Source organism: Romboutsia sp. 1001216sp1 (genome assembly GCF_039841805.1).
In the GTDB taxonomy this organism is placed as follows: domain Bacteria; phylum Bacillota; class Clostridia; order Peptostreptococcales; family Peptostreptococcaceae; genus Romboutsia_C; species Romboutsia_C hominis.
Genome location: NZ_JBDPHA010000011.1, coordinates 49,068 through 73,545, shown reverse-complemented (window position 1 = coordinate 73,545; position 24,478 = coordinate 49,068). Strand labels below are relative to the sequence as shown.

General features: G+C 27.9%; 24 protein-coding genes. 23 read left to right on the top strand and 1 reads right to left on the bottom strand.

Annotated elements, in window-relative coordinates; all coding sequences use genetic code 11:
* The 3 genes from ABHC41_RS11195 to ABHC41_RS11185 form a co-directional block, all read left to right on the top strand.
* Positions 1 to 1,680 (top strand): SH3 domain-containing protein (locus ABHC41_RS11195; RefSeq protein ID WP_272013381.1); only part of this gene is annotated, 1,680 nt, incomplete at its 5' end.
* Positions 1,681 to 1,816: 136 nt separating this feature from the next.
* Positions 1,817 to 2,329, top strand: coding sequence for a sigma-70 family RNA polymerase sigma factor (locus ABHC41_RS11190; protein ID WP_092924719.1), 513 nt, complete (start codon positions 1,817 to 1,819; stop codon positions 2,327 to 2,329).
* Between the two features lie 2 nt (positions 2,330 to 2,331).
* Positions 2,332 to 3,189 carry an anti-sigma-V factor rsiV gene (locus ABHC41_RS11185; protein ID WP_166505787.1) on the top strand — a complete coding sequence of 286 codons (858 nt, stop codon included), beginning with the start codon at positions 2,332 to 2,334 and terminating at the stop codon, positions 3,187 to 3,189.
* Between the two features lie 186 nt (positions 3,190 to 3,375).
* On the opposite strand, the gene ABHC41_RS11180 is transcribed toward ABHC41_RS11185, so the two are convergent.
* Positions 3,376 to 4,047 carry a hypothetical protein gene (locus tag ABHC41_RS11180; protein WP_195237329.1) on the bottom strand — a complete coding sequence of 224 codons (672 nt, stop codon included), beginning with the start codon at positions 4,045 to 4,047 and terminating at the stop codon, positions 3,376 to 3,378.
* A 161-nt stretch (positions 4,048 to 4,208) separates the two neighbouring features.
* Here ABHC41_RS11180 and ABHC41_RS11175 point away from each other — a divergent pair, with 161 nt between their 5' ends.
* From ABHC41_RS11175 to ABHC41_RS11080, 20 genes are all read left to right on the top strand, one after another.
* Positions 4,209 to 8,507 (top strand): PolC-type DNA polymerase III, encoded by a 4,299-nt coding sequence (locus ABHC41_RS11175; RefSeq protein WP_166505785.1) that lies wholly within the window; start codon positions 4,209 to 4,211, stop codon positions 8,505 to 8,507.
* Between the two features lie 193 nt (positions 8,508 to 8,700).
* A complete protein-coding gene (locus ABHC41_RS11170) occupies positions 8,701 to 9,414 on the top strand; it encodes a DUF975 family protein (RefSeq protein WP_271892251.1) in 714 nt (237 codons plus the stop codon).
* A gap of 270 nt (positions 9,415 to 9,684) precedes the next feature.
* A complete protein-coding gene (locus tag ABHC41_RS11165) occupies positions 9,685 to 9,885 on the top strand; it encodes a cold-shock protein (protein WP_092924729.1) in 201 nt (66 codons plus the stop codon).
* A 222-nt stretch (positions 9,886 to 10,107) separates the two neighbouring features.
* A complete protein-coding gene (locus tag ABHC41_RS11160) occupies positions 10,108 to 10,281 on the top strand; it encodes a hypothetical protein (protein WP_166505783.1) in 174 nt (57 codons plus the stop codon).
* A gap of 257 nt (positions 10,282 to 10,538) precedes the next feature.
* Complete coding sequence (locus tag ABHC41_RS11155) at positions 10,539 to 11,246, top strand: DUF975 family protein (RefSeq protein ID WP_271892250.1); 708 nt, start codon at positions 10,539 to 10,541, stop codon at positions 11,244 to 11,246.
* Between the two features lie 138 nt (positions 11,247 to 11,384).
* Positions 11,385 to 12,158, top strand: coding sequence for a MerR family transcriptional regulator (locus ABHC41_RS11150; protein WP_271892249.1), 774 nt, complete (start codon positions 11,385 to 11,387; stop codon positions 12,156 to 12,158).
* 114 nt (positions 12,159 to 12,272) lie between these two features.
* Positions 12,273 to 13,628, top strand: coding sequence for an MATE family efflux transporter (locus ABHC41_RS11145; RefSeq protein WP_271892247.1), 1,356 nt, complete (start codon positions 12,273 to 12,275; stop codon positions 13,626 to 13,628).
* A gap of 202 nt (positions 13,629 to 13,830) precedes the next feature.
* On the top strand, positions 13,831 to 15,048 hold the full coding sequence (locus tag ABHC41_RS11140) for a hypothetical protein (RefSeq protein ID WP_271892246.1): 1,218 nt from the start codon (positions 13,831 to 13,833) through the stop codon (positions 15,046 to 15,048).
* Positions 15,049 to 15,101: 53 nt separating this feature from the next.
* Positions 15,102 to 15,656 (top strand): hypothetical protein, encoded by a 555-nt coding sequence (locus tag ABHC41_RS11135; protein WP_271892244.1) that lies wholly within the window; start codon positions 15,102 to 15,104, stop codon positions 15,654 to 15,656.
* Positions 15,657 to 15,915: 259 nt separating this feature from the next.
* Complete coding sequence (locus tag ABHC41_RS11130; protein WP_271892242.1) at positions 15,916 to 16,122, top strand: 4Fe-4S dicluster domain-containing protein; 207 nt, start codon at positions 15,916 to 15,918, stop codon at positions 16,120 to 16,122.
* Positions 16,122 to 16,691 (top strand): 4Fe-4S binding protein, encoded by a 570-nt coding sequence (locus ABHC41_RS11125; protein WP_195237364.1) that lies wholly within the window; start codon positions 16,122 to 16,124, stop codon positions 16,689 to 16,691. Before ABHC41_RS11130 ends, ABHC41_RS11125 begins: the two co-directional genes overlap by 1 nt.
* A 160-nt stretch (positions 16,692 to 16,851) precedes the next feature.
* Positions 16,852 to 17,313: a ribosome maturation factor RimP gene (gene rimP / locus ABHC41_RS11120; RefSeq protein WP_195237366.1), complete on the top strand. Its 462-nt coding sequence runs from the start codon at positions 16,852 to 16,854 to the stop codon at positions 17,311 to 17,313.
* Positions 17,314 to 17,338: 25 nt separating this feature from the next.
* Positions 17,339 to 18,412: a transcription termination factor NusA gene (gene nusA, locus ABHC41_RS11115; protein ID WP_195237368.1), complete on the top strand. Its 1,074-nt coding sequence runs from the start codon at positions 17,339 to 17,341 to the stop codon at positions 18,410 to 18,412.
* A 17-nt stretch (positions 18,413 to 18,429) separates the two neighbouring features.
* A complete protein-coding gene (locus ABHC41_RS11110) occupies positions 18,430 to 18,705 on the top strand; it encodes a YlxR family protein (protein WP_092924758.1) in 276 nt (91 codons plus the stop codon).
* The gene (locus ABHC41_RS11105) at positions 18,695 to 19,012 is read left to right on the top strand and encodes a ribosomal L7Ae/L30e/S12e/Gadd45 family protein (protein WP_195928725.1); all 318 of its coding nucleotides are present in this window, start codon (positions 18,695 to 18,697) and stop codon (positions 19,010 to 19,012) included. Before ABHC41_RS11110 ends, ABHC41_RS11105 begins: the two co-directional genes overlap by 11 nt.
* A gap of 14 nt (positions 19,013 to 19,026) precedes the next feature.
* Positions 19,027 to 20,967: a translation initiation factor IF-2 gene (gene infB / locus ABHC41_RS11100; RefSeq protein ID WP_195237369.1), complete on the top strand. Its 1,941-nt coding sequence runs from the start codon at positions 19,027 to 19,029 to the stop codon at positions 20,965 to 20,967.
* 220 nt (positions 20,968 to 21,187) lie between these two features.
* A complete protein-coding gene (gene rbfA, locus ABHC41_RS11095) occupies positions 21,188 to 21,574 on the top strand; it encodes a 30S ribosome-binding factor RbfA (protein WP_092924764.1) in 387 nt (128 codons plus the stop codon).
* Positions 21,564 to 22,538 carry a bifunctional oligoribonuclease/PAP phosphatase NrnA gene (locus tag ABHC41_RS11090; protein ID WP_195237371.1) on the top strand — a complete coding sequence of 325 codons (975 nt, stop codon included), beginning with the start codon at positions 21,564 to 21,566 and terminating at the stop codon, positions 22,536 to 22,538. The genes rbfA and ABHC41_RS11090 overlap by 11 nt, the downstream gene beginning before the upstream one ends.
* A gap of 12 nt (positions 22,539 to 22,550) precedes the next feature.
* The gene (truB, locus tag ABHC41_RS11085) at positions 22,551 to 23,459 is read left to right on the top strand and encodes a tRNA pseudouridine(55) synthase TruB (RefSeq protein ID WP_195581288.1); all 909 of its coding nucleotides are present in this window, start codon (positions 22,551 to 22,553) and stop codon (positions 23,457 to 23,459) included.
* A gap of 36 nt (positions 23,460 to 23,495) precedes the next feature.
* Positions 23,496 to 24,440 carry a bifunctional riboflavin kinase/FAD synthetase gene (locus tag ABHC41_RS11080; protein WP_195237374.1) on the top strand — a complete coding sequence of 315 codons (945 nt, stop codon included), beginning with the start codon at positions 23,496 to 23,498 and terminating at the stop codon, positions 24,438 to 24,440.
* The last annotated feature ends 38 nt before the right edge of the window (positions 24,441 to 24,478 follow it).

The window sequence follows — 24,478 nt, the reverse complement described above, 5'->3', positions numbered from 1 at the left end:
TATGAATTTTTAAATGTAAGAAGTGGACCATCAACATCTCACTCAAAAATAGGAACATTAAAAAAGGGAGATAAAGTAGGAGTAATATCTGAAAGCAATGGATGGAGTAAAATAAAATATAATGGAAAAGTAGCATACGTATCAAGTACATATTTAAGTAAAGAAAATACAATACCAGAAGCACCAAGTAACCCAGGTGAAAGTATAAAAGAAACAAAAGTAGTAAATTATGAATTTTTAAATGTAAGAAGTGGACCATCAACATCTCACTCAAAAATAGGAACATTAAAAAAGGGAGATAAAGTAGGAGTAATATCTGAAAGCAATGGATGGAGTAAAATAAAATATAATGGAAAAGTAGCATACGTATCAAGTACATATTTAAGTAAAGAAAATACAACACCAGAAGTACCAAGTAACCCAGGTGAAAGTATAAAAGAAACAAAAGTAGTAAATTATGAATTTTTAAATGTAAGAAGTGGGCCATCAACATCTCACTCAAAAATAGGAACACTAAAAAAAGGAGATAAAGTAGGAGTAATATCTGAAAGCAATGGATGGAGTAAAATAAAATACAATGGAAATGTAGCATATGTATCAAGTTCGTACTTAAGTAGTGAAAGTACAACACCAGAAGTGCCAAGTAATCCAGATAATCATACAGTAAAAGTAGTAAACTACGACTTCCTAAACGTAAGAAGTGGACCATCAACATCTCACTCTAAAATAGGTGTTTTAAGCAAGGGTGATGAAGTAAAAGTAAAAGAAGAAAGTAATGGATGGTCAAAAATAGATTACAGAGGAAGTAATGCATATGTTTCTAGTATGTATTTAAGTAACATAGGTTCTAGTGGAGGAAGTGAAACTCCAGATAATGGTGGAGGAACTGCCAATATAAATGGAGCAACTGTAAATCATATACAACTAGGATATACATTAGAAGATCATGTAGTAGTTCAATTAGAAAGAGCACGTGTAGGTGGAAATGTTATAGATTCATCTATAAAAAGAGGATTTGTTACTGCTAGTAGAGCAGACTTAGAATACTACTTAAACCCAAATAACTTTACAGGTAGTACAAAGGGAATGATGCAGTTTTTAAGAACAGATTCATATAAAGGTGGAGTTACTGCTAGTGAATTAAACTCATATTTAAACTCTTTAAGACCAGCATCTTCGGGAACTAATGTATTTTATAATCAAGGGCAAACTTTTATAAATGCAGCTAAAAGATATGATATAGATTTAGCTTATTTAGTATCTCATGCTATGTGGGAAACAGCTTATGGAAGATCAACTTTAGCACAAGGTCAAACTATAACATCATACAAAGGAAAACCACTACCATCACCAGTTAAGGTTTACAACTTCTTTGGTATAGGTGCAATAGACCATAGTGCAAACGTAAGTGGTGCTGAAGCTGCTTATTCAAATGGTTGGACAAGTGTAGAGGCAACAATTGATGGTTCAGCTAAATGGATAGCTCAAAATTACATAAAAAATACAAAATATAAGCAAAATAACATATTTAAAATGAAATTTAACTATGATTACTCATGGCATCAATATGCAACAGATGTAAACTGGGCAAATGGTATATCAGGAGCAATGGTAAAAATAGTTGGCATGTATGATAAAGGAAGCAATTTAGTATTTGATATTCCAAAATATAGCAGATAAATAAAAAAATACCCTCATCTAAGTTAAAAGATGAGGGTATTTTATATATTAAATTAAAAAATTAAAAAATAAGCAACTTTTTAGTGTACATAAGTCGTCTATATATATGTACAAGAAAGGAAGGTTTAAATTATTAATGAAACTGCTAAGCTTAAGCAAAGATTTAAAAGAAAAAAAATTAAAAGACTATATAGTTAAAAACAAAGAGTCATTTTACAAAATAGCTTATAGCTATGTTAAAAATGAATATGATGCCCTAGACATAGTTCATGATGCTATATGTAAAGCTCTTTCTAAAATAGATACATTAAAAGATACGGATAATATAAAGCCATGGTTTTATAAAATACTTATAAATACTACAACAGACTACATAAGGAAAAATAAAAAATACATAGTAGTAAGTGATGATGTTTTAGAAGATTCTAAAATAGATTATGATAAATATAGTGATATAGATCTACTAAGGGCAGTAGATAGCTTAGATGAAATTTATAAAACAGTTATAATACTTAGATACTTTGAAGATATGAAAATAGAGGATATAGCAAAGACATTAGACCAAAATATAAGCACAATAAAAACTAGAATTTATAAGGCTCTTAGTAAGCTTAAAATAAAAATAGACATCAAGAGAGAGGATGGTTAATAATGAAGGATAAAGATAGCTTGAAAATGTTAAAGAAAGATTATGATAATATTAAAATACCAAAAGAATTAGATGATGTAGTAAATGATGCACTAAATAGCAATATAAAATATAGAAAATATCAAAACAAAATGGTAATAGCAGCATCTCTTTTACTTGTTGTTTTAGGCATAAATATTAGCCCAGCATTTGCTCAAACTCTTTCTAAAATACCGATAATAGGAAATTTAGTAAAAATAATAACTATAAAAAATTACAGTATAGATGAAAATGGATATAAGGCATCAATAGATGTTCCAAAAATAAGCGGATTAACAGATAAAAAATTAGAGTACAAATTAAATAGTGAGTTTGAAAAAGAAGGAAAAAAATTATACGAAGATTTCTTAGAAGAAATGGAAATATTAAAATCAGATAAAGTACAAGGGCATAGCTTAGTAGAATCTTGGTATGAAGTATTAACAGATAACGAAGATTTGTTTTCAGTAGTAGTTTACACTCATTATGCACAAGGTTCATCAAATACAATAAGAAAATTTTATAATATAGATAAAAAAAATGAAACAGTATTGTCTTTAGAGGGGATGTTTAAAAATAATGACTATATAAATGTTATAAGTCAAAATATAAAAGAACAAATGAGAGACAATATGAAAAAAGATAAGAATAAACATTATTGGATAGATGATGAAATAAAAGAAATGAATTTTAAGTTTATTGATAAAAATCAAGATTTTTATATAAATAAAAATGGTGAACTTGTTATATGCTTTGATAAGTATGACGTAGCGCCAGGGTATATGGGATTAGTTGAATTTACTATACCTAATAATGTAATAAAACCATTACTTAATAAATAGGGGGAAATAGGGGAGAATGAATAAAAAGGTTATTGACATAATGTTTTGTACTGGATGTATAGGGCTTATAATATCTATGTACATAATAATGTCAAAATAATTAATATATTTTAATATTTAGGGAAAATGTCTCAAAATTATTATTTTGAGACATTTTTAATTTAAAAAATATAAGAGTATGTAAAGCTATGCAACTTTTTTTGTATATCGTAAAATAGTATCTATATTATGTTCTCTTACAACACTTTTAAGATTTCCAAAGTTATAAGTAGCAAGTGCATACTCTTTTACCTTGTTAAATATAAACTCTTCATGGCTATTTTTAATGTTTACCATAGATTTAGCATTATTCCAAGCTGTAACTTCTCGATTAATAAGATTTTTCTTTAAAGCAATAAGGTTTTTTTCTAAATCATCAGGAATATTTTCTTTATGGATATTGTTATTACTAACGTCTATATCGTATTCTATTATTTTATCTATTATTGAATATATTATAGCGCTGTATTGTTCCTTAGATTTATATATATTTTTATCTACAATATGACCAACCTCGTGAGATACAACAAACTTAGCAATTAGAGATATAGAATCTTCGCTAATTTCAACACAAACACCATTTGAGTTTACAAAGTTAAAAAAATTATAGCAAAAAGATAAAAAGCTATGTCTAGAAGCAAGTATTGATCTTAGTCTAGGTAAAGCACATATAGGAATATTTTTATATTTAAAATAAAATAAAAATACTCTTTTGTTTAGGTTTAGACTACTTAAAGAAGATTTAAATAATTTTTTTTCGCCTAATGTTTTATAATAAGTTGTTATTTTTCTATAATTATTTTCGTTAAAGGTAGCCATATTAACACCGCCTAATTATATAGTCTTTTAATATAATATTAAAATAGGTGCAATTTGTAGCTAATCCAAATTAAAATAGTATATATGGGTATAAATATAGATAACTCTAAAACTTAAAAACTGTGATATAATATATTACTAAGTTTTGAAGGGAGGATACTATGGAAACTGTTAGTGAATACTTAGATAAACTAGAAATAAACAATAATATATTAAAAAAACAACTAAAAGAAGTTTATATAAACAAAGTAACTTACTTTAAAGAAGACAAAATAGTATATTTTTATTTAAACTCAAAATCTATAATATCCTATGAAGTACTTGATATGTTAAAGGAAGACTTGCACAATAAGCTAGACTACTTTAAAGATATAAAAATAAAAATAAGATATACAGGGCTTGATAGAAAAGCTAATAAAGACATTATAAAAATGTACTGGGTAAATATATTATATATTTTAAAAAGACTTTGCCCATCTATAGCAGGATGGTATAGGCAAGTTGAGTATATGTGTATAGATGATTTACTAAAAATAAAAATTCCAAAAGGAATATTTTATGAAAGACTTATAAAACAAAATGTAGTATATGTATTAAAAAGTGTGTTAAGTGAGGAGTTAGGAATAGATATTAATATAGTCATGGAAAGGGCTATAGATGAAGATGTAAACATTGAAAGAATATTAAGAAAAAGCGATAAAATAATAGAAGATAAGATTAAAGATTTAGAAATACAAGCAACTAATGAACCTAAAGAAGATGAAGAAGAGGCTTATGTTATAAGACCTGAATTTGATGAACATCTAATATATGGTGAAAATGTACATGCTATGGTAGAAAAAATAGAATCTCTTAACCAAGAGTCAGGTACAGTAGCAGTAGTTGGTGATATATTTGATATAGAAATTAAAGAACTTAGAAATGGTAAAATATTATTTATAGCATCTATTACAGATTACACAAGTTCTGTAAGCTGTAAATTATTCTTAAACGATACTAATAAAGATAAAGTCATTGATAATGTTAAAAAAGGTTCACATGTAAAAATAAAAGGTGATGTTATGTATGACACTTACCAAAGAGAACTTACAATGACTATAAGTGGTATAAGAAAAGAAGAAAAAGAAGAGAAAAAAGATTTATCTGAAAATAAAAGAGTTGAACTTCATGCACATACTCAAATGTCATCAATGGATGCACTTTGTTCTACTAAAAAGCTTATAGAAAGAGCTGCAAAATGGGGACACAAAGCAATAGCAATAACTGACCATGGAGTGGTTCAAGCTTTCCCAGAGGCTATGGGTGCAGCTAAGGCTAATGATATAAAAGTATTATATGGTGTAGAAGGATATTTAGTAGAAGACTCAAAAGATATAATAGAAGATGCTAATGATAAAGAACTATCACAAAGCTTTGTGGTATTTGATATAGAAACAACAGGGTTTTCTAATACTAATGATAAAATAACTGAAATAGGTGCAGTTAAAATAGAAAACTTTGAAATAGTAGACAATTTTAGTGAACTTATAAACCCACAAAAAGATATATCATATAAAATCCAAGAACTAACAGGTATAACTAATGATATGGTAAAAGATAAACCAACAATAGAAGAAATACTACCTAAGTTTATGGAGTTTATAGGAGATAGTGTGCTAGTTGCTCACAATGCAGAATTTGATATTGGATTTATAAGAGAAAAATGTAGACAACAAAATATAGAATTTAATAATAAAAGTATAGATACACTTACACTAGCTAGAATATTACTTCCAGATTTAAAAAGGCATAGATTAAATGTAGTAGCAAAAGCACTAGGTGTACCACTTTTAAATCACCATAGAGCTGTAGATGATGCAAGAGCTACTGCTTTAATATTTCAAAAGTTTTTAGATATGCTAGTAAAAAAAGGTGCAAATACCTTAAAAGAAGTAAATGAAATATTAGGTAAAGTTGATTATACAAAGCTAGGAACTAATCATATAACTTTACTTGCAAAAGACTACACAGGGCTTAAAAATCTATACAAAATAGTATCAGATGCCCATGTTAATCATTTTTACAGAGCACCAAGAATACTAAAAAGCTTCTTACAAGAACATAGAGAAGGACTTATAATAGGTTCTGCTTGTGAAAATGGACAGGTATATCAAGCAGTAAAGAAAAATGTTGATGATGAAGAAATGGCAAAAATTATAGAATTATATGATTATATAGAAATAATGCCAATAGATAATAATAAATTTATGATTCACAAAGGTGAAGTAGAAGATGAAGAAGAACTAAGAGATTTAAATAGAAAAATGGTAGAGGTAGCACATAAATTTGGAAAAATACCAGTAGCTACAGGAGATGTTCACTTCTTAGATGAACACGAAGCTGTTCTTAGAACAATACTTAAATACTCTCAAGGATTTAAAGTAGATGAAGAAGAAACATATCTTCATTTTAGAACAACAGATGAAATGCTAAGGGAGTTTAGTTACTTAGGAGAAGAGCTAGCTTATGAAGTTGTAGTTACTAATACCAATAAAATAGCTGATATGGTAGAAAATATACTACCAATACCTGATGGAACATATCCTCCAGAAATAGAAGGTTCAGATGTAGAACTTAGAGAAATGTGCTACAACAAGGCAAAAAGAATATATGGAGATCCACTTCCAGAAGTTGTTCAAAATAGACTTGATAGAGAGCTAAACTCTATAATAAAAAATGGATATGCCGTAATGTATATTATCGCCCAAAAGCTGGTTACAAAGTCATTAAGAGATGGATACTTAGTTGGTTCAAGAGGTTCAGTTGGTTCATCAGTAGCAGCGACAATGAGTGATATAACAGAAGTTAATCCACTTCCAGCTCACTATATATGTGAAAATGAAGATTGTAAATACTCATATTTCTATGAAATAGGTGAATGGGGTTCTGGAGTAGATTTACCAGACAAGGATTGCCCAAAGTGTGGAAGAAAGCTTAAAAAAGATGGACATGATATACCATTTGAAGTTTTCCTTGGATTTGAAGGGGATAAAGAACCAGATATAGACCTTAACTTCTCTGGAGAATACCAACCAGTAATACACAAATACACAGAAGAACTATTTGGTGAAGGATATGTTTATAGAGCAGGTACAATAGGTACAGTAGCTGAAAAAACAGCCTTTGGATATGCTAGAAAATATGTAGAAGAAAATAATATACAAGTACCAACAGCAGAGGTAGTAAGACTATCTAATGGGTGTACAGGAGTAAAAAGAACATCAGGACAGCATCCAGGTGGAGTTATGGTTGTACCACATTATAAGGATGTATATGATTTTACACCAATACAATATCCTGCCAATGATACAAGTTGTGGAGTAATAACAACACACTTTGACTACCACTCTATAAGTGGTAGAATACTAAAGCTAGATATACTTGGGCACGACGTTCCGACCATAATAAGAATGTTAGAAGATATAACAGGAATAGATGCAACAGAAATACCTTTAGATGACAAAGAAACAATGTCACTATTTACTTCAACAGATGCATTAGGAGTAACACCAGAGGAAATTAACTGTCCTATAGGTTCACTTGCAATACCTGAGTTTGGTACAAAGTTTGTTAGACAAATGTTACTTGATACAAAACCAACAACATTTGCAGAACTAGTACGTATATCAGGACTTTCTCATGGTACTGACGTTTGGCTAAACAATGCACAAGAGCTTGTTCAAAAGGAAATAGTTGGACTTAAAGATGTTATATCAACACGTGACGATATAATGAACTACCTTATATTTAAAGGACTTCCACCAAAGATGGCATTCACCATAATGGAAAATGTTAGAAAAGGTAGAGGATTAAAGCCTGAACATGTTGAGCTAATGGAAGCTAACAACGTACCAGAATGGTATATATGGTCATGTAAACAAATAAAGTACATGTTCCCTAAAGCACATGCCGTAGCATATGTTATGATGTCATTTAGACTAGCATACTGTAAGGTTCATTATCCAGAAGCTTTCTATGCAACTTACTTTACAACAAAGGCAGAAGACTTTGATGCTGATTTAATAGTTAAGGGACTACCTGCAATTAAAGCTAGAATAAATGAAATAGAAAGTTTAGGAAATGACGCAACAACTAAAGAAAAAAATATGCTTACAGTACTTGAAGTTGCACTTGAAATGTATGCAAGAGGTATAAAAATACTTCCAGTTGATATATATAAATCAGATGCAAGTAAATTCCAAGTTGCAGGAGAAAAGATGCTACTTCCTCCAATGATAGCCCTACAAGGGGTTGGGGAAAATGCAGCAATAAATATACAAAAAGAAAGAGAAAATGGAGAATTTATTTCTAAAGAAGACTTAAGAAAGAGAACCAAGATTTCTAAGACCGTTATAGAAACATTAACTAGTCACGGTTCACTTAATAATATGAGTGACGAAAACCAATTATCTTTATTTTAAAAAAAATAGTAATAAAATACATTAAAGCTTAGGTATAACCTAAGCTTTTTTATTTAAAAACTATTTATAATTTATAGTTTAAAAAAAGTACAAATTTAAATAATCCATTTTTTAACAATAAATGTTTTAGATAAAAAATAATAGGGTATATTAAACTCATAGACATTAAGTAACAATCATTGGAGGAATTTTTATGAATAGGAAAGAGTTAAAAGAACTTTCTAAAAGTCAACTAAAGGGTAATTGGAATGTACCAGTATTAGCTATGTTAGCTTATTCAATAGTAATGTTTTTAGTATCATATCTAGATAATAGCGAGTCTTTATTTGTATCATTAATTGGAATAATACTTGCTTTAGTTATAGAATCATGGTTCTTTGTAGCATATCCGAAATTATCTCTAAACCTTATAGAAGATGAAAGCGTTGATTTTAGTGATTTATCAGTATCAAATAAAACTTTCTTTAAATCTTTAGGATTTTCTGTATTAGTAGGTATAATATTAATAATAGTATATATTGTATTAATGTTTAGTTTTGTAGGTGGATTTACAATAAGTTTATTAAGCGCAAATGATTTATTTGAAGCTATAGCACCAATGGTAATTGCAGGCATTATATTATGGTTAATATCAATAGTAATTCAATTAGCAATTTCTATGGTACCATTTATACTTGCAGATAAAGAAGAAGTAGGAGTATTTAAATCAATATCTCTTAGTATAAAAATGATGAAAGGTCATAAATGGAGATTATTCGTTATATGGATAAGCTTTATAGGATGGGCTATATTAAGTATATTAACTTTAGGAATAGGATTTTTATGGTTATCACCATACTTTACTTTAACTATGGCTAACTTCTATAAAGAACTAGATAAAGAATATAACGCTAAACATATAGATTAAAAGTAAAAGGAGCTTAATTTAAGCTCCTTTTTTATTGTAATTTTTATAAATTTATATTGATAATTATGATGAAAAATTCTTGCAAATCGTTTAAAATAGTACATTTAAACAAGGTTAATTTAAGTTAAATAGAAAGCATTTAAAAGAAAATAAAATAAAAAGCTATCTATTATTAATAGCATGTGCTATAATAATACTTGTAGCGATACAAAATCGATACACAAATAAATTAAGAGAGACCTAGAAATAGGTTCACAGGAGTATTTTTTAATGATAAATGGAATAGTAAAATGGTTTAACAATGAAAAAGGATTTGGTTTTATATCAGTAGAAGGTGGAGATGATGTATTCGTACATTTTACAGCTATACAAACTGATGGGTTTAAATCATTAGAAGAAGGTCAAAAAGTAAACTTTAATATAGTTAAAGGTGCTAGAGGTCCTCAAGCGGAGAATGTAACTATATTATAATATATATATGTTCGGAAAAAGACACATTATGTGTCTTTTTTTATTGTAATTAAATATTAGTAAAAACATATAAATAAATTTTTACACAGTTAGTTTATATAATATGTTAAAAAACATCTGTTTTAGTGGACATTTATAAAAATTACAAGTACTGTTATAATTAGATTAACAATAGTTATCTGATTTAAAGTATGTATTTAGTTTCATTAAGGGGGATAATTTATGAATTTAACTATAAAGAGAAATATATGTATTTTGATGGGTATTTTATTAGTTACTATTATCAAAATTGATATAATGATTCCGAATATTAATATTTTATTGGCAATAGGTTGTTTTTATAAAGCATATAAGGTTAATAAATTACTAAAAAATAAAGAGAACAAGTCTATTTAGGATAATTAATGTTAATATATTATTCTATTTTATATGTTTAGTGAAACATATTTTTTCGCGAACATATTTAATTTAGTTAATGATATATCTAAACGTATTTGTAATATACTTAAAATTGTACATGAAATTAAAATGACCTATTTATAGGTCATTTTTTATTATATTTTTTTAAATTTAGACTAGCAAATCTTAGAACTATTGGTCATACATTTGAATATATATATATTGTAAGTAAAAGTTTAAGGAGGGATGAGATTTTGACTAGAGTAGAATTAAAACAACTTTCTAAGAGTCAACTTAAAGGCAATTGGAAAACCCCAGTATTAGTCATGTTAGTATATACCATAGCAACCATGGCTCTTTCTTTTATGTCTGAATTTTCAAGTTCAATGGGTATATACTTAATTAGTACAATATTTTTAATTGGATTAGCAATATGGTTTTCTGTAGGATTTGCTAATTTCTTTTTAAGATTTAGCGAAACTGATGGAAAAGCTAAGTTTGATGACTTATTAGTATCTAAAAAATCAATATTAAAATCATTAGGATTATTTGCTTTAATGTTTGTTATAGGAATTGTATTAGGTATTATAATAGTTTTTGCCACATCATCTATGATAGTTTTTAGTGAAAGTGTATCTACTGGTATGATAGTAGGTGTATTAATATTTGCAATAGTATTATCTATACCTATTGTTATACTTGAACTAGCTTTAGCTATGACACCATATATCTTTGTTGATAAAGAAGAACTTGGTTTAATTGATTCAATAAAACTTAGTATAAAAATGATGAAAGGTAATAAATGGAGTTTATTTGTTATTAACCTAAGTTTTATAGGATGGGCACTTTTATGTATTCTTACTTTAGGTATAGGGTATTTATGGTTAGGACCATATATACAATTAACTATTACTAATTTCTATATAGACTTAGATAATAATTTTAAAGAAATATCAATTTAAAAATAATCTAAAATAAAAAGGCTGATTAAAATCAGTCTTTTTATTTTAGATAAAGTAGAAAACTATATTAAAATAATATATTAAGATGTGTGATAAAATAAATTAATAATAAAGGAAAGTTTATTGGAGGAGATAATTTTGATATTTACTATAGGACAAGTAGCCAAAATGTATAATATAAGCCATGATACGTTAAGATATTACGATAAAATAGATCTATTAAAACCAAGCTTAAAAAAAGATAATGGATATAGATATTACACAATAAGGGAAATAGAATTACTTGAGATAATATTAGTAGCAAAGCAACTAGAAATACCAATAAAAGACATAAAAGATATTATAAAAAAGGAAGATGAAAGTAGTTACATAGAATTATTTAAAAATCACAAAAAGTTGTTAGAAGAAAAAATAGAGTATTTGACAAAATTAAAGGATGAAGTACAACACTCTATAGATGCAACAACTCAAATGAAAAACTTTTCTAATAAGGAAAAAGAAAAATTTGAAAATGTATATATAGAAAAGGATATTATATATTTTAATCAAAATGATTATAACCACTTTGGAAAATTTTTAAATAAAAAAAATCTAATATTAAAAATAGATAATATTAATAATGAGAATATACTTTTTAATGAAAATATAATTGGGTTTGAACTAGATAATGAAGCTATTAGTAATGATGCAAAATACGAAAAAATTAAATATAAGGGAAATTATATTTTATTAACTAGAAAAGATACTGCATCTAACATAGAAAAATTTATAGAAGAATGTATAAAGGAAATTTATAAAGATAAAAAAATAGAAAAAAATATAAATGTATTTATGGAATGTTTATTTACGCTATTAAAAAAGAGTAAAAAAAACATATACTTCGTAAAAATTTATATAGAAAATATTAGATAAAGTCTTGACTATGGAGTTAGTCAAGACTTTATTATTATACAAAGAAAGTAATTCACATATAGAATTTATCTTGTATTAATAAATATAACAATTGATAGATTAGGAGGGGACAATATGCAAGAGAATATACTAGGGAGCGAAAAAATACCTAGATTATTTATGAAATATTCTATACCAGCTATAATATCTATGGTAATTACAGGTATGCAGACAGTAGTAGATGGAATATTTGTCGGAAATGTACTAGGACCAAATACCATGGCTAGTGTAAATATAGCAGCACCATTTATGCAAGTTATAATAGCTTTATCTATGATAATGAGTATAGGTTCACAAAGTTATATGGGGCTTAGTTTAGGTGATGGTAATGTAGCTAAAACACAAAATATATTTAAGACAACTATGATATTTATATTAGTTTTTGGATTTGGTATAACATTATTTGGATTTACAATGAACTCACAAATAGCATATATGCTAGGTTCTAGTGATATATTATTAAAAGATGTTTCTTTATATATTAAGACACTTTCAGTATTTACAATACCAATGTCTTTAATGTTTTTATTTGGTTTTTCGGGAAGAATAATGGAAAAACCTCAACTTTACTTTTATGGTTCTATATTAAGCTTATTTGCAAATATAACATTAAACTATACATTAATATATAAGCTAAAACTTGGAATTGTAGGAGCTGCAACTGCTACAGGGTTAGCATACTCTTTAGCATTTTTAGTTGTAGTATGGCCTGCATTAAATAAAAAAAACATAATAAACGTATTTGTTGGAAAGTTTGATAAGTCTGTAATATTTCCAGTAATTTATAATGGTTCATCAGAAGGAATAAATTCAATAGCCACAGCCACTAGTGCATATTTATTTAATATGGCATTTATGAACATAGCAGGAGAGAGCGGTGTAGCAGCTTTTACTGCTATAAATTATGTAGCTCAATTTGGTGTACTTTCAATGTTTGGTATATCTGATGGTATAGGACCTATAGTTAGCTACAATTATGGAAGTAAGAAATTTGATAGAGTAAAAGCTATAATGAAATTATCTGATAAAGTTATAATAACCATAGGAATAATAATATTTACTTTATTATTCTTCTTTGGAAGAAATTTAGTTAATATATTTGTAAATGGAAATGAAGAAATATTAAATATAGCATCTGTAGGAGCAAAGATATATGCATTTGCATTTTTCGTAAATGGATTTAATATAGTTAATTCTGGATACTTTACAGCTATAGGATATGCTAAAGAATCAGTAATAGTAGCTTCATGTAGAGGTTTAATATTTATAATTATAGGCATATTTACATTACCTAATATATTTGGAATAAATGGTATATGGATGAGTGTACCTTTTGCAGAATTAATTACCTTATTTATTGGAATTAAACTTATGAAAAAGTCCTATAAAGTTATGGATAAAAAATATGAAGTAAGTATTAACGGTGCTTAGAAAAATAAATAGAAAACTATAAACCCTTGTAAATTACAAGGGCTTCTTTATTGGAGATAAACAAACTAAAGCTAAAAAGTGGGGGTAAGAAAAAACGACGGGGGGATAAAATATTTAACTAAATTATTTTGTAATCAAATCTTTACCATATATAATTAAAATTAATATATCATATATATGATAAAGATTATGGAGGGGTTATGTGGAGTATATATACAAATTTATAGAGTTTGCAGAAGAAAGTGGTATGATAAATTTAATATTTTGGGGAGCTACAATAGCATATCTAATACATATATATTATAAAAAAGAAGAAAGTGAAAAATACCTACCTTTAAAATTAGTAGGATTTTTTATACTTGGAGCATTTAGATTAGAATTTGCATTTAACTGGTATCCAATAATAATACCAGCAGGATTTTTATTATATTGGTTTTTATTAAAAAACAAAGAAAGACCAAATAGTATTATAAAGAAAAAAGCAACAATCCTAGGAGTTTTAATGTTATATTCAACTATATTAAGCAATATTATATATGATGTAGCAGATTATAGAGATATAAAATTTGATATAAAAAATATATCTATGGATACATTAAAAGAAGATTATGAAACAATAAAAAATGAATTAGGATTATCATGGGAAACGGATATAGTAAATTTTGAAGTAAAATATGACAATAATAAAAAAATAAAATTACTAGATATGTATATAGAGGATAAAGTAAATAACAAACTTGTAAGTATAGGAATATATAATGGTGATTATTCTGTAAAACAAAGCAAAATAAGCAACAAAGGTCAGATTGTAGAGAATGAATTTAACACGACAACTGAAGAACTATTAGAAATCATAGATAATATAGAATTAAAAAAATATGATAAAGCAGATATTTATACTATAAAATATGAAAATGATTTAAGTTATATAGAAAATAAAAAAGCATATATAGTTAATTCATCTAATTATTCAACTGATAAACTATATCCTAATAGTGATATAATTAAGGCTAGTGGTATTATGTACATTCCTATGGAAAAAGTAAGTGAAGGCTCATGGAGTAACATAGACTACAAATACTACCTAACAAACTATGAAATATCTTCTAATGAAGAAGATTATGAGGATTTAGAAATAACTATAAAAAATATAAATAATAATAAAAGTGTATTAATAGATGATATATATGAAAAATACAAATTAATGGAAGACCTTAATTCTATACATATAACTAGATGGCATGGAGAAAATGATATAGATTTAGAGCCAGACTTATTTATAAAAGATAATGAAGGAAATAGATTAGGATTATGTAGTAAAGATAAAGGCTTTGCCAGAAGGGATATAGGAGAGACTAGTGTATGGTATATAGTTCCTAGTGATTTATACGAAAAAATAAATATATATACAATGAAATAATAATTATGATAATTCTATATGAATATGAATTTTGATAAAAAGGAGGGGATTTAGTGGATTTATATGTAAATAGCCTAACTAATAAACAACTTAATAAAACTAAAATTTGTATTTCGTTTGATTTGGCAGCAAATGAATCACCATATTACGAGATGGCTTACAGTGAAAATGAAGAATTAAATTTTAGGCCAGAATATGTGGATTTGTGTGCTAAATCAGCACAAAATATATGGGATAAGTGTAATTTTTCAAATGATTTGACTGTTTTATTTGAAGATAAATATAATACTTATCATAAAGGAGAAAAGGAGTTTATAGAAAATTGCTTAAATTCACCAACTTGTTTTGTTTATTCTTTTGAATGGAACGATGAAGGTGAAAAATTTAAGGCAACACGATATATCTGGGTTACTAACAAAATAGATAGTAAATCACTCTTTAGGAAAATAATTCTTTCTGATATAGGTGAAGATACAGTTTTAGATGGTGCAGTATATATTATAGACAATAAAACTAAAAATGTATTCTTTTTATATGATGATAGAGGCGTTGATATTTATTCTAATGATGAAAAATTTATATATAAAATGAAGAATTATTATTTATAATGTAATATTGATTAGTGTAAAATTAATAACTCTATCTTAGTATATATTGAAATAACTATGATAGAGTTATTTTTATTTGATATTTATCATAAAGTTGGCTAACATAGCTGAAACAACCTTTTTCTGTATAATTTCTTTAATGACCTATTATAGGTCATTTTTTATTTTACAAATAAATTATTTGAATGTGACAAAGTCACAGAACTAAAAATTAAAAATTAATATAATACTTCTATAAGAAATATAGGAGGGAATAATTATGAAAATAAGAAAAAAGGCAATTATAGATACAAATCACTGTGTAGCTTGTGGAACTTGTATAAAAGAATGTCCACTAAACCTTATAAGCATAGAACAAGGTGTATTTGCAAAAATTAACCTAGAAAAATGTGTAGGATGTGGAAAATGTGCTAAAGCATGTCCTGCATCTGTTATAGAAATAAAAAGCATGGAGGAATGTATATAATGAAAAAGAAAACTTGGAAAGAGTATATGTGGATATTAAGTGCTCTATATTTATTCCTAGGGTTATTTAATATATTATTTGCATGGCTAGGATTACAATGCTTTACAATACCTTTAGTTATGGCAATATTAGGAAAAGGCAAAGCATACTGCAATACTTACTGTGGGAGAGGTCAACTATTAAATTTAATGGGAAATAAAATGAAACTATCAAAATACAATGATATTCCTAAGTTTCTAAAAAGTAAGTGGTTTAGATATGGATTTTTAATATTTTTTATGACAATGTTTATAAATATGTTGTTTATGACATACTTAGTATTTAACCAAACTAATAGCCTAAAAGAAGTTATAACAATACTTTGGACATTCAAAATGCCATGGAAAGTAGCTAATGTAAGTATGGTAAGCCCCTGGGTAGCACAATTTGCTTTTGGATTTTATAGTATGATGATTACATCTACATTACTAGGTGTAATTACAATGCTTTTATATAAGCCTCGTTCTTGGTGTGTTTATTGTCCAATGGGAACAATGACTCATATAATATCAAAGGCTAAATATAAATAAAATGGCTTAGAAACATAGTAATTTCAAAAAATTTGCAATTAAACCTTATATATGTTATTATAGTATATAAAATAATACATTTTGCAAACACTAAGAGTGAGACCAGAAGTTCTCACTCTTTTGTTTTAAATAAACTGACAACTGAATAGGAGGGAAAAATATGAAAAAGAGTATAGAAGCTACTATAGAAGAATTAGTATCAGAAATAACTGAACCACTTAATTTTGAAATAGTAGATGTAGAATATGTAAAAGAAGCTGGCGAGTATTACTTAAGAGTATACCTAGATAAAGAAGGCGGAATATCATTAAATGATTGTGAAGCTGTAAGTAGACAATTAAGCGAAGTTTTAGACGTTAAAGATCCTATAAAAGATAACTACTTCTTAGAAGTATCTTCACCAGGACTTGATAGACCGCTTAAAAAAGATAAAGACTTTGTAAGATACGCTGGAAGAGACGTTGAGATAAAATTATACAAACCACTAAATGGCTCAAAGCAATTTGAAGGTACATTAGTTGGATTAACAGATGAAAATACTATAAAAGTTATAATAAATGATGAAGAAGTTGAATTTAATAGAAAGGAAGTAGCTCTTGTAAGACTTGCAATAAAGTTTTAATAAGATAGCTTAGGGTAAAAATAAAATGAACCACGAATTTATAGAAGCATTAGATGAGTTAGAAAAAGACAGAGGAATAGATAAAGAAATACTTATAGACACTATAGAACAAGCTCTTTTAACAGCATACAAGAAAAACTTTGGTTCTGCTCAAAACGTAAGAGTTGAGTTTGATAGAGAAAGAGGAGACGTTAAAGTATTCTCTCAAAGAGTAGTAGTTGATGAATCAGATTTATACGATACATTCTTAGAAATAGAATTAGCAGACGCTAGAGAAATAAGTCCAAACTACGAATTAGGAGATATAATAGAAAATGAAGTAACTCCTATGGACTTTGGAAGAATAGCTGCTCAAACTGCTAAGCAAGTAGTTGTTCAAAGAATAAGAGAAGCAGAAAGAGAAATAGTATACAATGAATTTATGGATAAAGAAAATGAAATAGTTACAGGAGAAGTAGCTAGAGTAAACAAAAACATAGTTCATGTTAATCTTGGAAGAATAGAAGCAATAATGACTCCACAAGATCAAATACCTGGTGAAACATACAGAGCTGGTCAAAAAATAAAGGTATACATATTAGAGGTAAAGAAAACTAATAAAGGACCTCAAATAGTAGTATCAAGAAGTCATCCAGGATTAGTTAAGAGATTATTTGAATTTGAAGTTCCAGAAATATTTGAAGGTATAGTTCAAGTTAAATCTATATCAAGAGAAGCTGGTTCTAGAACTAAGATGGCAGTTAAGTCAATAGATGAAAAGATAGATCCAATCGGAGCTTGTGTAGGACCAAAAGGTTCAAGAGTTAAAAACATAGTTGATGAATTAGGTGACGAAAAGATAGATATAATAAAATACAGTGATGATCCAGCTGAATTTATATGTGCAGCACTTAGCCCATCAAAAGTTGTTAAGGTTGATATAAATGAAGAAGAAAAATCTGCTTTAGTAGTAGTACCTGATTACCAATTATCACTTGCAATAGGTAAAGAAGGACAAAATGCTAGACTTGCAGCTAAGCTTACTAACTGGAAAATAGATATAAAAAGTGAATCTCAAGCAGGGTTAGAGCCTCAAGAAACTAACATAGACGCTGAGTAATAAAGGAGGGGTACTCTTTGCAAAAACAAAAAAAGGTTCCTCAAAGAAAATGTATAGCATGTCAAGAAAGAGATGCAAAAAAAGGGCTAATAAGAATAGTTAAGACTAAGGAAGGTCAAATATTTTTAGACCCAACAGGAAAGGCAAACGGTAGAGGTGCATATATATGTAAGGATGTAGAATGTCTAAAAAAAGCTATAAAAAGCAAAGCTTTAAATAGAGCATTCAAAATGGAAGTTCCATCTGATGTATATGACAATCTACTTAAGGAGCTAGAAAGTTATGAAGACTAGTGAAGCAAAAATATATTCATTTTTAGGCCTTGCCACAAGAGCAGGGAAGATAGTGTCTGGCGAATCTACTTTAGCTGACCTTAAAAAAGGGAAGGTAAATCTAGTTATAGTAGCAGATGACGCATCTGATAATACTAAAAAGTTATATAAAGATAAATCATCATATAGAAGTATACCGTATGTATACTTCTCAACAAAGCTACAACTAGGGCTAGCTATAGGAAAAGCTCCTAGAGCAGTCATAGGTATAAAGGACAAAAACTTTGCTGATAAAATCAGTGAGTTGATGGAAACACAAAAAATATAATAGGGGGTGGTCTTGTGTCAACAAGAGTATACCAAATCGCAGAAGAATTGAAAGTATCAAATGAAGAAATGATACAAAAGTTAAAAGAATTAGATATAGATGTAGAAAACGAAAACTCTGAAATAGCAGAAGATGAATTAGAGTTAGTTATAGACATATTAAAAGAAGAAATAGCAGCGGCTAAAGGAAATATATTAAAAATAGAAGGAAAATTAACTGTTCAAGAATTAGCTAATGCCCTTGATAAGTCAGCTTCAGAAATAATAATGAAGCTTATGAAAATGGGAACTATGGCTACAATAAACCAAGAATTAAACTTCGAAATAGCTTCACTTGTTGCTAAGGACTACGGATTTGAATTAGTAGTTGGAGGAGCAGATGAAGAAGAAGTTGAAGCAATAGATGCTTTAATGGAAATAGAAGAAGATAAAGAAGAAGACTTAAAGCCTAGACCTCCAGTTGTTACAGTTATGGGACACGTTGACCACGGTAAAACATCTTTACTTGATGCAATAAGATCAACAAACGTAACTTCAAGAGAAGCAGGTGGAATAACTCAACATATAGGTGCTTCTGAAGTAATGGTAAATGGACAAAAGATAGTATTTTTAGATACTCCAGGACATGAAGCCTTCACAGCAATGAGAGCTAGAGGAGCACAAGTAACTGATATAGCAATATTAGTTGTTGCAGCAGATGACGGTATAATGCCTCAAACTGTTGAAGCTATAAACCATGCTAAAGCTGCTGAAGTACCATTAATAGTAGCTATAAACAAAATAGATAAACCAGCAGCTAACCCTGATAGAGTTAAGCAAGAATTAGCTGATCAAGGATTATTAGTTGAAGACTGGGGTGGAGATGTTATAGCAGTTCCAGTTTCAGCACTTAAAGGTGAAGGAATAGATACTTTACTTGAAATGATATTATTAGTTGCAGAAGTTGAAGAATTCAAAGCTAACCCTGATAAAAGAGCTGTTGGTACTGTTGTAGAAGCAGAGCTTGATAAGGGAAGAGGACCAGTTGCTACTGTACTTGTTCAAGGTGGAACACTTAAAGTTGGAGACCCAATAGTATGTGGTACTGCAAGTGGTAAAGTAAGAGCAATGATAAACTCTAAAGGAAAAAGAGTTAAAACTGCTGGACCATCTACTGCTGTAGAAATATTAGGTTTATCAGAAGTTCCACAAGGTGGAGATCAATTTGTTGCTGTAGCTACTGAAAAGATAGCAAGAAGTGTAGCTGAAAAGAGAGCTCAAATGGCTAGAGAAGAAATGTTAAAATCTAACCAAAGAATGTCTCTTGATGATTTCTTCAGTCACATGAATGATGCTGATGTAAAAGAATTAAACATAGTTGTTAAAGCTGATGTTCAAGGTTCAGTTCAAGCTGTTAAGCAATCACTTGAAAAATTATCTACTGAAGAAGTAGCAGTTAGAGTTATACATGGTGGTGTTGGTGCTGTAACTGAGTCAGATGTTATGCTTGCTGCTGCATCTAATGCTATAATAATAGGATTTAACGTAAGACCTGGAGCTACTGCTGAAACTATAGCTAAAAAAGAATCTGTTGATATAAGATGTTACACAATAATATACAAAGCTATAGAAGATGTTCAAGCTGCAATGCTTGGAATGCTTGATCCAGAACTTAAAGATGAAGATACTGGTAAAGCTGAAGTTAGAGAAACATTCAAATTATCAGGTGTTGGAACAATAGCTGGATGTTATGTAACAAGTGGTAAGATATTTAGAGGTTCTAAGGTAAGAATAGTAAGAGATGGTATAGTAATCCATGATGGACAATTAGCAGCTCTTAAGAGATTCAAAGATGATGTTAAAGAAGTTAACCACGGATACGAATGTGGATTAAGCTTTGTTAACTACAACGATGTAAAAATCGGAGATATAATAGAAGCTTATATAACTAAAGAAGTAGAAAGAAAAAGTTTATAATAAGTTTTAGATAAATAGACAATAATAACAAAAAGATATTTTAAGTCATATAATAATATATTACAAAAACTTTTAAGGTTTAAAACTATGTAATATGTTGTAAATAATTATGGCTAATAAATTAATAGATAAAATCAAAGCACATTAAAGAAATTATATTTACTGCAAATATAATTTCTAATGTGCTATTCTAAAATAGAAGTAAAAGAGGTCGATATTTATGGCATCATATAGCAGAACAAAAAGAATAGCAGAAGAAATAAAAAAAGTTATAAGTACAATGCTTATAAGTGGAATAAAAGATCCTAGAATAAACTCTATGGTAAGTGTAACTGATGTTGAAGTTACAAGTGACTTAAGTTATGCATACGTATATATAAGTATACTAGGTGGAGATGAAGAATCTACATTAACAGGACTAAGAAGTGCAGTAAACTACATTAGAAGAGAAGTAAGTAGAAATGTTAAATTAAGACATACTCCTCAAATAATATTCAAAGTTGACGATTCTATAAAAAATGGAATGTATATGGATACATTAATAAAGAAAGTCAATGAAGGAAAAACTGCAAATGAAATAGACGAGGAAATGTTTGATGAAGAGTAATCTAGACAATATAATAGATTATATAAATGGAAGTGACAATTTTGTTGTCACTTCTCACATTAGTCCTGATGGTGATAATATAGGTTCAACTCTAGGAATGTATTATAGCTTAAAAAAGCTAGGTAAAAACGTTTACTATGTTTTAGATGATAATGCACCTAGAAATTTAGAATTTTTAGTTGAAGATATAAAGATACTTAAATCTAATGAATTTAATGAAAGCAACTATTCATTAATAGCTCTTGATTGCGGAGATAAAAAAAGAATATGTTTAGAAGAAGAAATAATAAATAATGCTAATAAAGTTATATGTATAGATCATCATGCAAGTAATGATAATTATGGAGATTTTAATTACATAGATATAAATGCATCATCTACTTGTGAGTTAGTATACAATTTATTAGTAAGATATAGTGAAACTCAAAACATAGACTTAATAGATGAAAAAATAGCAACAGCCTTATATACAGGCCTTGCAACAGATACTGGAAACTTCTCATATTCAAACACTCATCCAAGTAGTTTTGAAATGGCAAAAGAACTACTTATAAAAGGTGCTAAAAGAGATATGATAATCCAAAAAGTGTTTCAAAGTAATCCATACAACTATTATAAGTTATTAGGAGAAGCTTTAAATACTTTAGATATAGTTAATGAAAAAGTCGCTAGTATATGTATAACAAAAGAAATGTTAAAAAATAACATAATAAGCTTCAATGATGTAGATGGAATAACATCTTATACTAGAGATATAGAAGGAGTAGAAGTTGGAATACTTCTTAAAGAGAAAAAAGAAAATGAAGTAAAAGTAAGCTTAAGATCTAAAAATTATGTAGATGTAAGCCTTATAGCGCAAAGCTTTAATGGTGGAGGGCACGTAAGAGCAGCAGGATGCACTATATATGATAGTGTTGAAAATGCAAAAAAACAGGTATTAGAAGCTGTATTAAAAACAATCTAAGGTGATAAAGACATGAACAAAATAGTAAACATAATAAAACCTACAGGAATGACATCTCATGATGTTGTTAGTGTAGTAAGAAGAACCTTAAATATAAAGAAAGTTGGACATACAGGTACCCTTGACCCAGATGCGGCAGGGGTATTACCTATATGTATAGGAAAAGCAACCAAAGTAAGTGAACTTATACTAAATAAAGATAAGAGCTATATTTGTGAATTAACTCTTGGTATAACAACAGACACTTACGATTCTTCAGGAGAGATAATAGATAGAGTTGATAACTTTAGCTACTCTAAAGAAGAAATAGAAAAAGCTTTTGAAACTCAAAGAGGACATATAGATCAGTTACCTCCAATGTATTCTGCACTTAAGGTAAATGGAAAAAGAATGTGCGATTTAGTTAGAAGCGGAAGAGCAGATGAAATAAAGCTAAAGACTAGACCAGTAAATATTAAAAAATTAGAAATACTTAGCATAAATGATAATAAGATAATGTTTTATGTAATGTGTTCAAAGGGAACTTATGTCAGAAGTATATGTTATGATATAGGACAAGTTCTAGGTTGTGGAGGTCATATGTCTTTCTTACTTAGAACATCTTCAGGTAAATTTAATCTAGAAAATGCTATAACTTTAGAACAATTACAAGAATACAAGGAAAATAACACTTTAGAAGAACATTTATATGACATAGACTACGTATTATCAAACTTTAACAGTCTATCTATACACCCTAATGCAAGAAAGTATTATGTAAATGGTGGAATAATAGATGAAAGAAGATTTACACAAAAAGATTTCAATGAAAATGATGAAATTGTAAGAGTTTACTGTGAAGGTGAATTTTTAGGTAGTGGTAAATTAATTAAAAAAGGTAGCGAAATAAGTGTAAAGAGTGATAAACTATTTATAGTATAAAACTAAAAAAATACTATAATTCAGTGGGGACTCATTATGGATATTATAAAATCTATAGATAAAATACAAAACATAAATAAAAGTGTAGTTACAATTGGTAACTTTGATGGTCTTCATAAAGGTCATCAAGTCTTAGTAAAAAAGGCAGTAGAATATGGATTTAAAAACAATATAAAAAGTGTAGTATTTACCTTTGACAACCATCCAGCAAATTATTTTATAAAAAACTCAATAAAAAATATTATAAGTAATAAAGAAAAAGAACAAAGAATAAAAGATATGGGTATAGATTTAATAATAAGTATACCTTTTGATGAATATATGACTAAAATATCTCCAAGAGAGTTTGTAAAAGACATCTTAATAGATAAGTTAGGCGTTAAGAAAATAATAGTTGGATATGATTTTACATTTGCAAAAAATAAAGAAGGAAATGTAAATTTATTAAAAGAACTATGTAGTGAGTATAACTTTGAACTAGAGATAGTAAATCCTATAAAAATAGATAATATAAGAGTTAGCAGTACTTATATAAGAAATCTTATAAAAGATGGACAAGTATCTAAAGTAAAAAAATATTTAGGACATAACTATGAAATAAAAGGAGAAGTTATACACGCTAAAAAACTTGGAAGAACTATAGGTTTTCCAACAGCTAATATTCAAGGCGATAAAAATATGATAATACCTAAAAATGGTATATATGCAACAAAAGTATATATTGATGGTAATACTTACTATGGCGCAACAAATATAGGCTTTAATCCTACTGTAAATGGGGATAAGCTATCAATAGAAACTAATATATTAGATTTTAATGAAGATATATATGGCAAGATTATAAAAGTTGAGTTTTTAGAAAGAATTAGAGATGAGCGTAAGTTTTCATCCTTAGAAGAACTAAAACAACAATTGAAAAAAGATACCAACTATGTAAGAGAAAACTATGTTTGCAATATTAGTGAATGTATGGTAAAATAGTTGGAGTAAACCATTACTCGGCATAGAATTACTCCAAT

Excerpts from the sequence above, each read along its gene's own strand:
- ABHC41_RS11160 (WP_166505783.1), top strand. The coding sequence starts at position 10,108 with ATGAATTTAACTATAAAGAGAAATATATGTATTTTGATGGGTATTTTA.
- ABHC41_RS11190 (WP_092924719.1), top strand. The coding sequence starts at position 1,817 with ATGAAACTGCTAAGCTTAAGCAAAGATTTAAAAGAAAAAAAATTAAAA.
- rimP (WP_195237366.1), top strand. The coding sequence starts at position 16,852 with ATGAAAAAGAGTATAGAAGCTACTATAGAAGAATTAGTATCAGAAATA.
- ABHC41_RS11080 (WP_195237374.1), top strand. The coding sequence starts at position 23,496 with ATGGATATTATAAAATCTATAGATAAAATACAAAACATAAATAAAAGT.
- truB (WP_195581288.1), top strand. The coding sequence starts at position 22,551 with ATGAACAAAATAGTAAACATAATAAAACCTACAGGAATGACATCTCAT.
- ABHC41_RS11180 (WP_195237329.1), bottom strand. The coding sequence starts at position 4,047 with ATGGCTACCTTTAACGAAAATAATTATAGAAAAATAACAACTTATTAT.
- ABHC41_RS11165 (WP_092924729.1), top strand. The coding sequence starts at position 9,685 with ATGATAAATGGAATAGTAAAATGGTTTAACAATGAAAAAGGATTTGGT.
- ABHC41_RS11175 (WP_166505785.1), top strand. The coding sequence starts at position 4,209 with ATGGAAACTGTTAGTGAATACTTAGATAAACTAGAAATAAACAATAAT.
- ABHC41_RS11090 (WP_195237371.1), top strand. The coding sequence starts at position 21,564 with ATGAAGAGTAATCTAGACAATATAATAGATTATATAAATGGAAGTGAC.
- ABHC41_RS11145 (WP_271892247.1), top strand. The coding sequence starts at position 12,273 with ATGCAAGAGAATATACTAGGGAGCGAAAAAATACCTAGATTATTTATG.
- ABHC41_RS11185 (WP_166505787.1), top strand. The coding sequence starts at position 2,332 with ATGAAGGATAAAGATAGCTTGAAAATGTTAAAGAAAGATTATGATAAT.
- ABHC41_RS11105 (WP_195928725.1), top strand. The coding sequence starts at position 18,695 with ATGAAGACTAGTGAAGCAAAAATATATTCATTTTTAGGCCTTGCCACA.
- ABHC41_RS11130 (WP_271892242.1), top strand. The coding sequence starts at position 15,916 with ATGAAAATAAGAAAAAAGGCAATTATAGATACAAATCACTGTGTAGCT.
- ABHC41_RS11125 (WP_195237364.1), top strand. The coding sequence starts at position 16,122 with ATGAAAAAGAAAACTTGGAAAGAGTATATGTGGATATTAAGTGCTCTA.
- nusA (WP_195237368.1), top strand. The coding sequence starts at position 17,339 with ATGAACCACGAATTTATAGAAGCATTAGATGAGTTAGAAAAAGACAGA.
- ABHC41_RS11170 (WP_271892251.1), top strand. The coding sequence starts at position 8,701 with ATGAATAGGAAAGAGTTAAAAGAACTTTCTAAAAGTCAACTAAAGGGT.
- rbfA (WP_092924764.1), top strand. The coding sequence starts at position 21,188 with ATGGCATCATATAGCAGAACAAAAAGAATAGCAGAAGAAATAAAAAAA.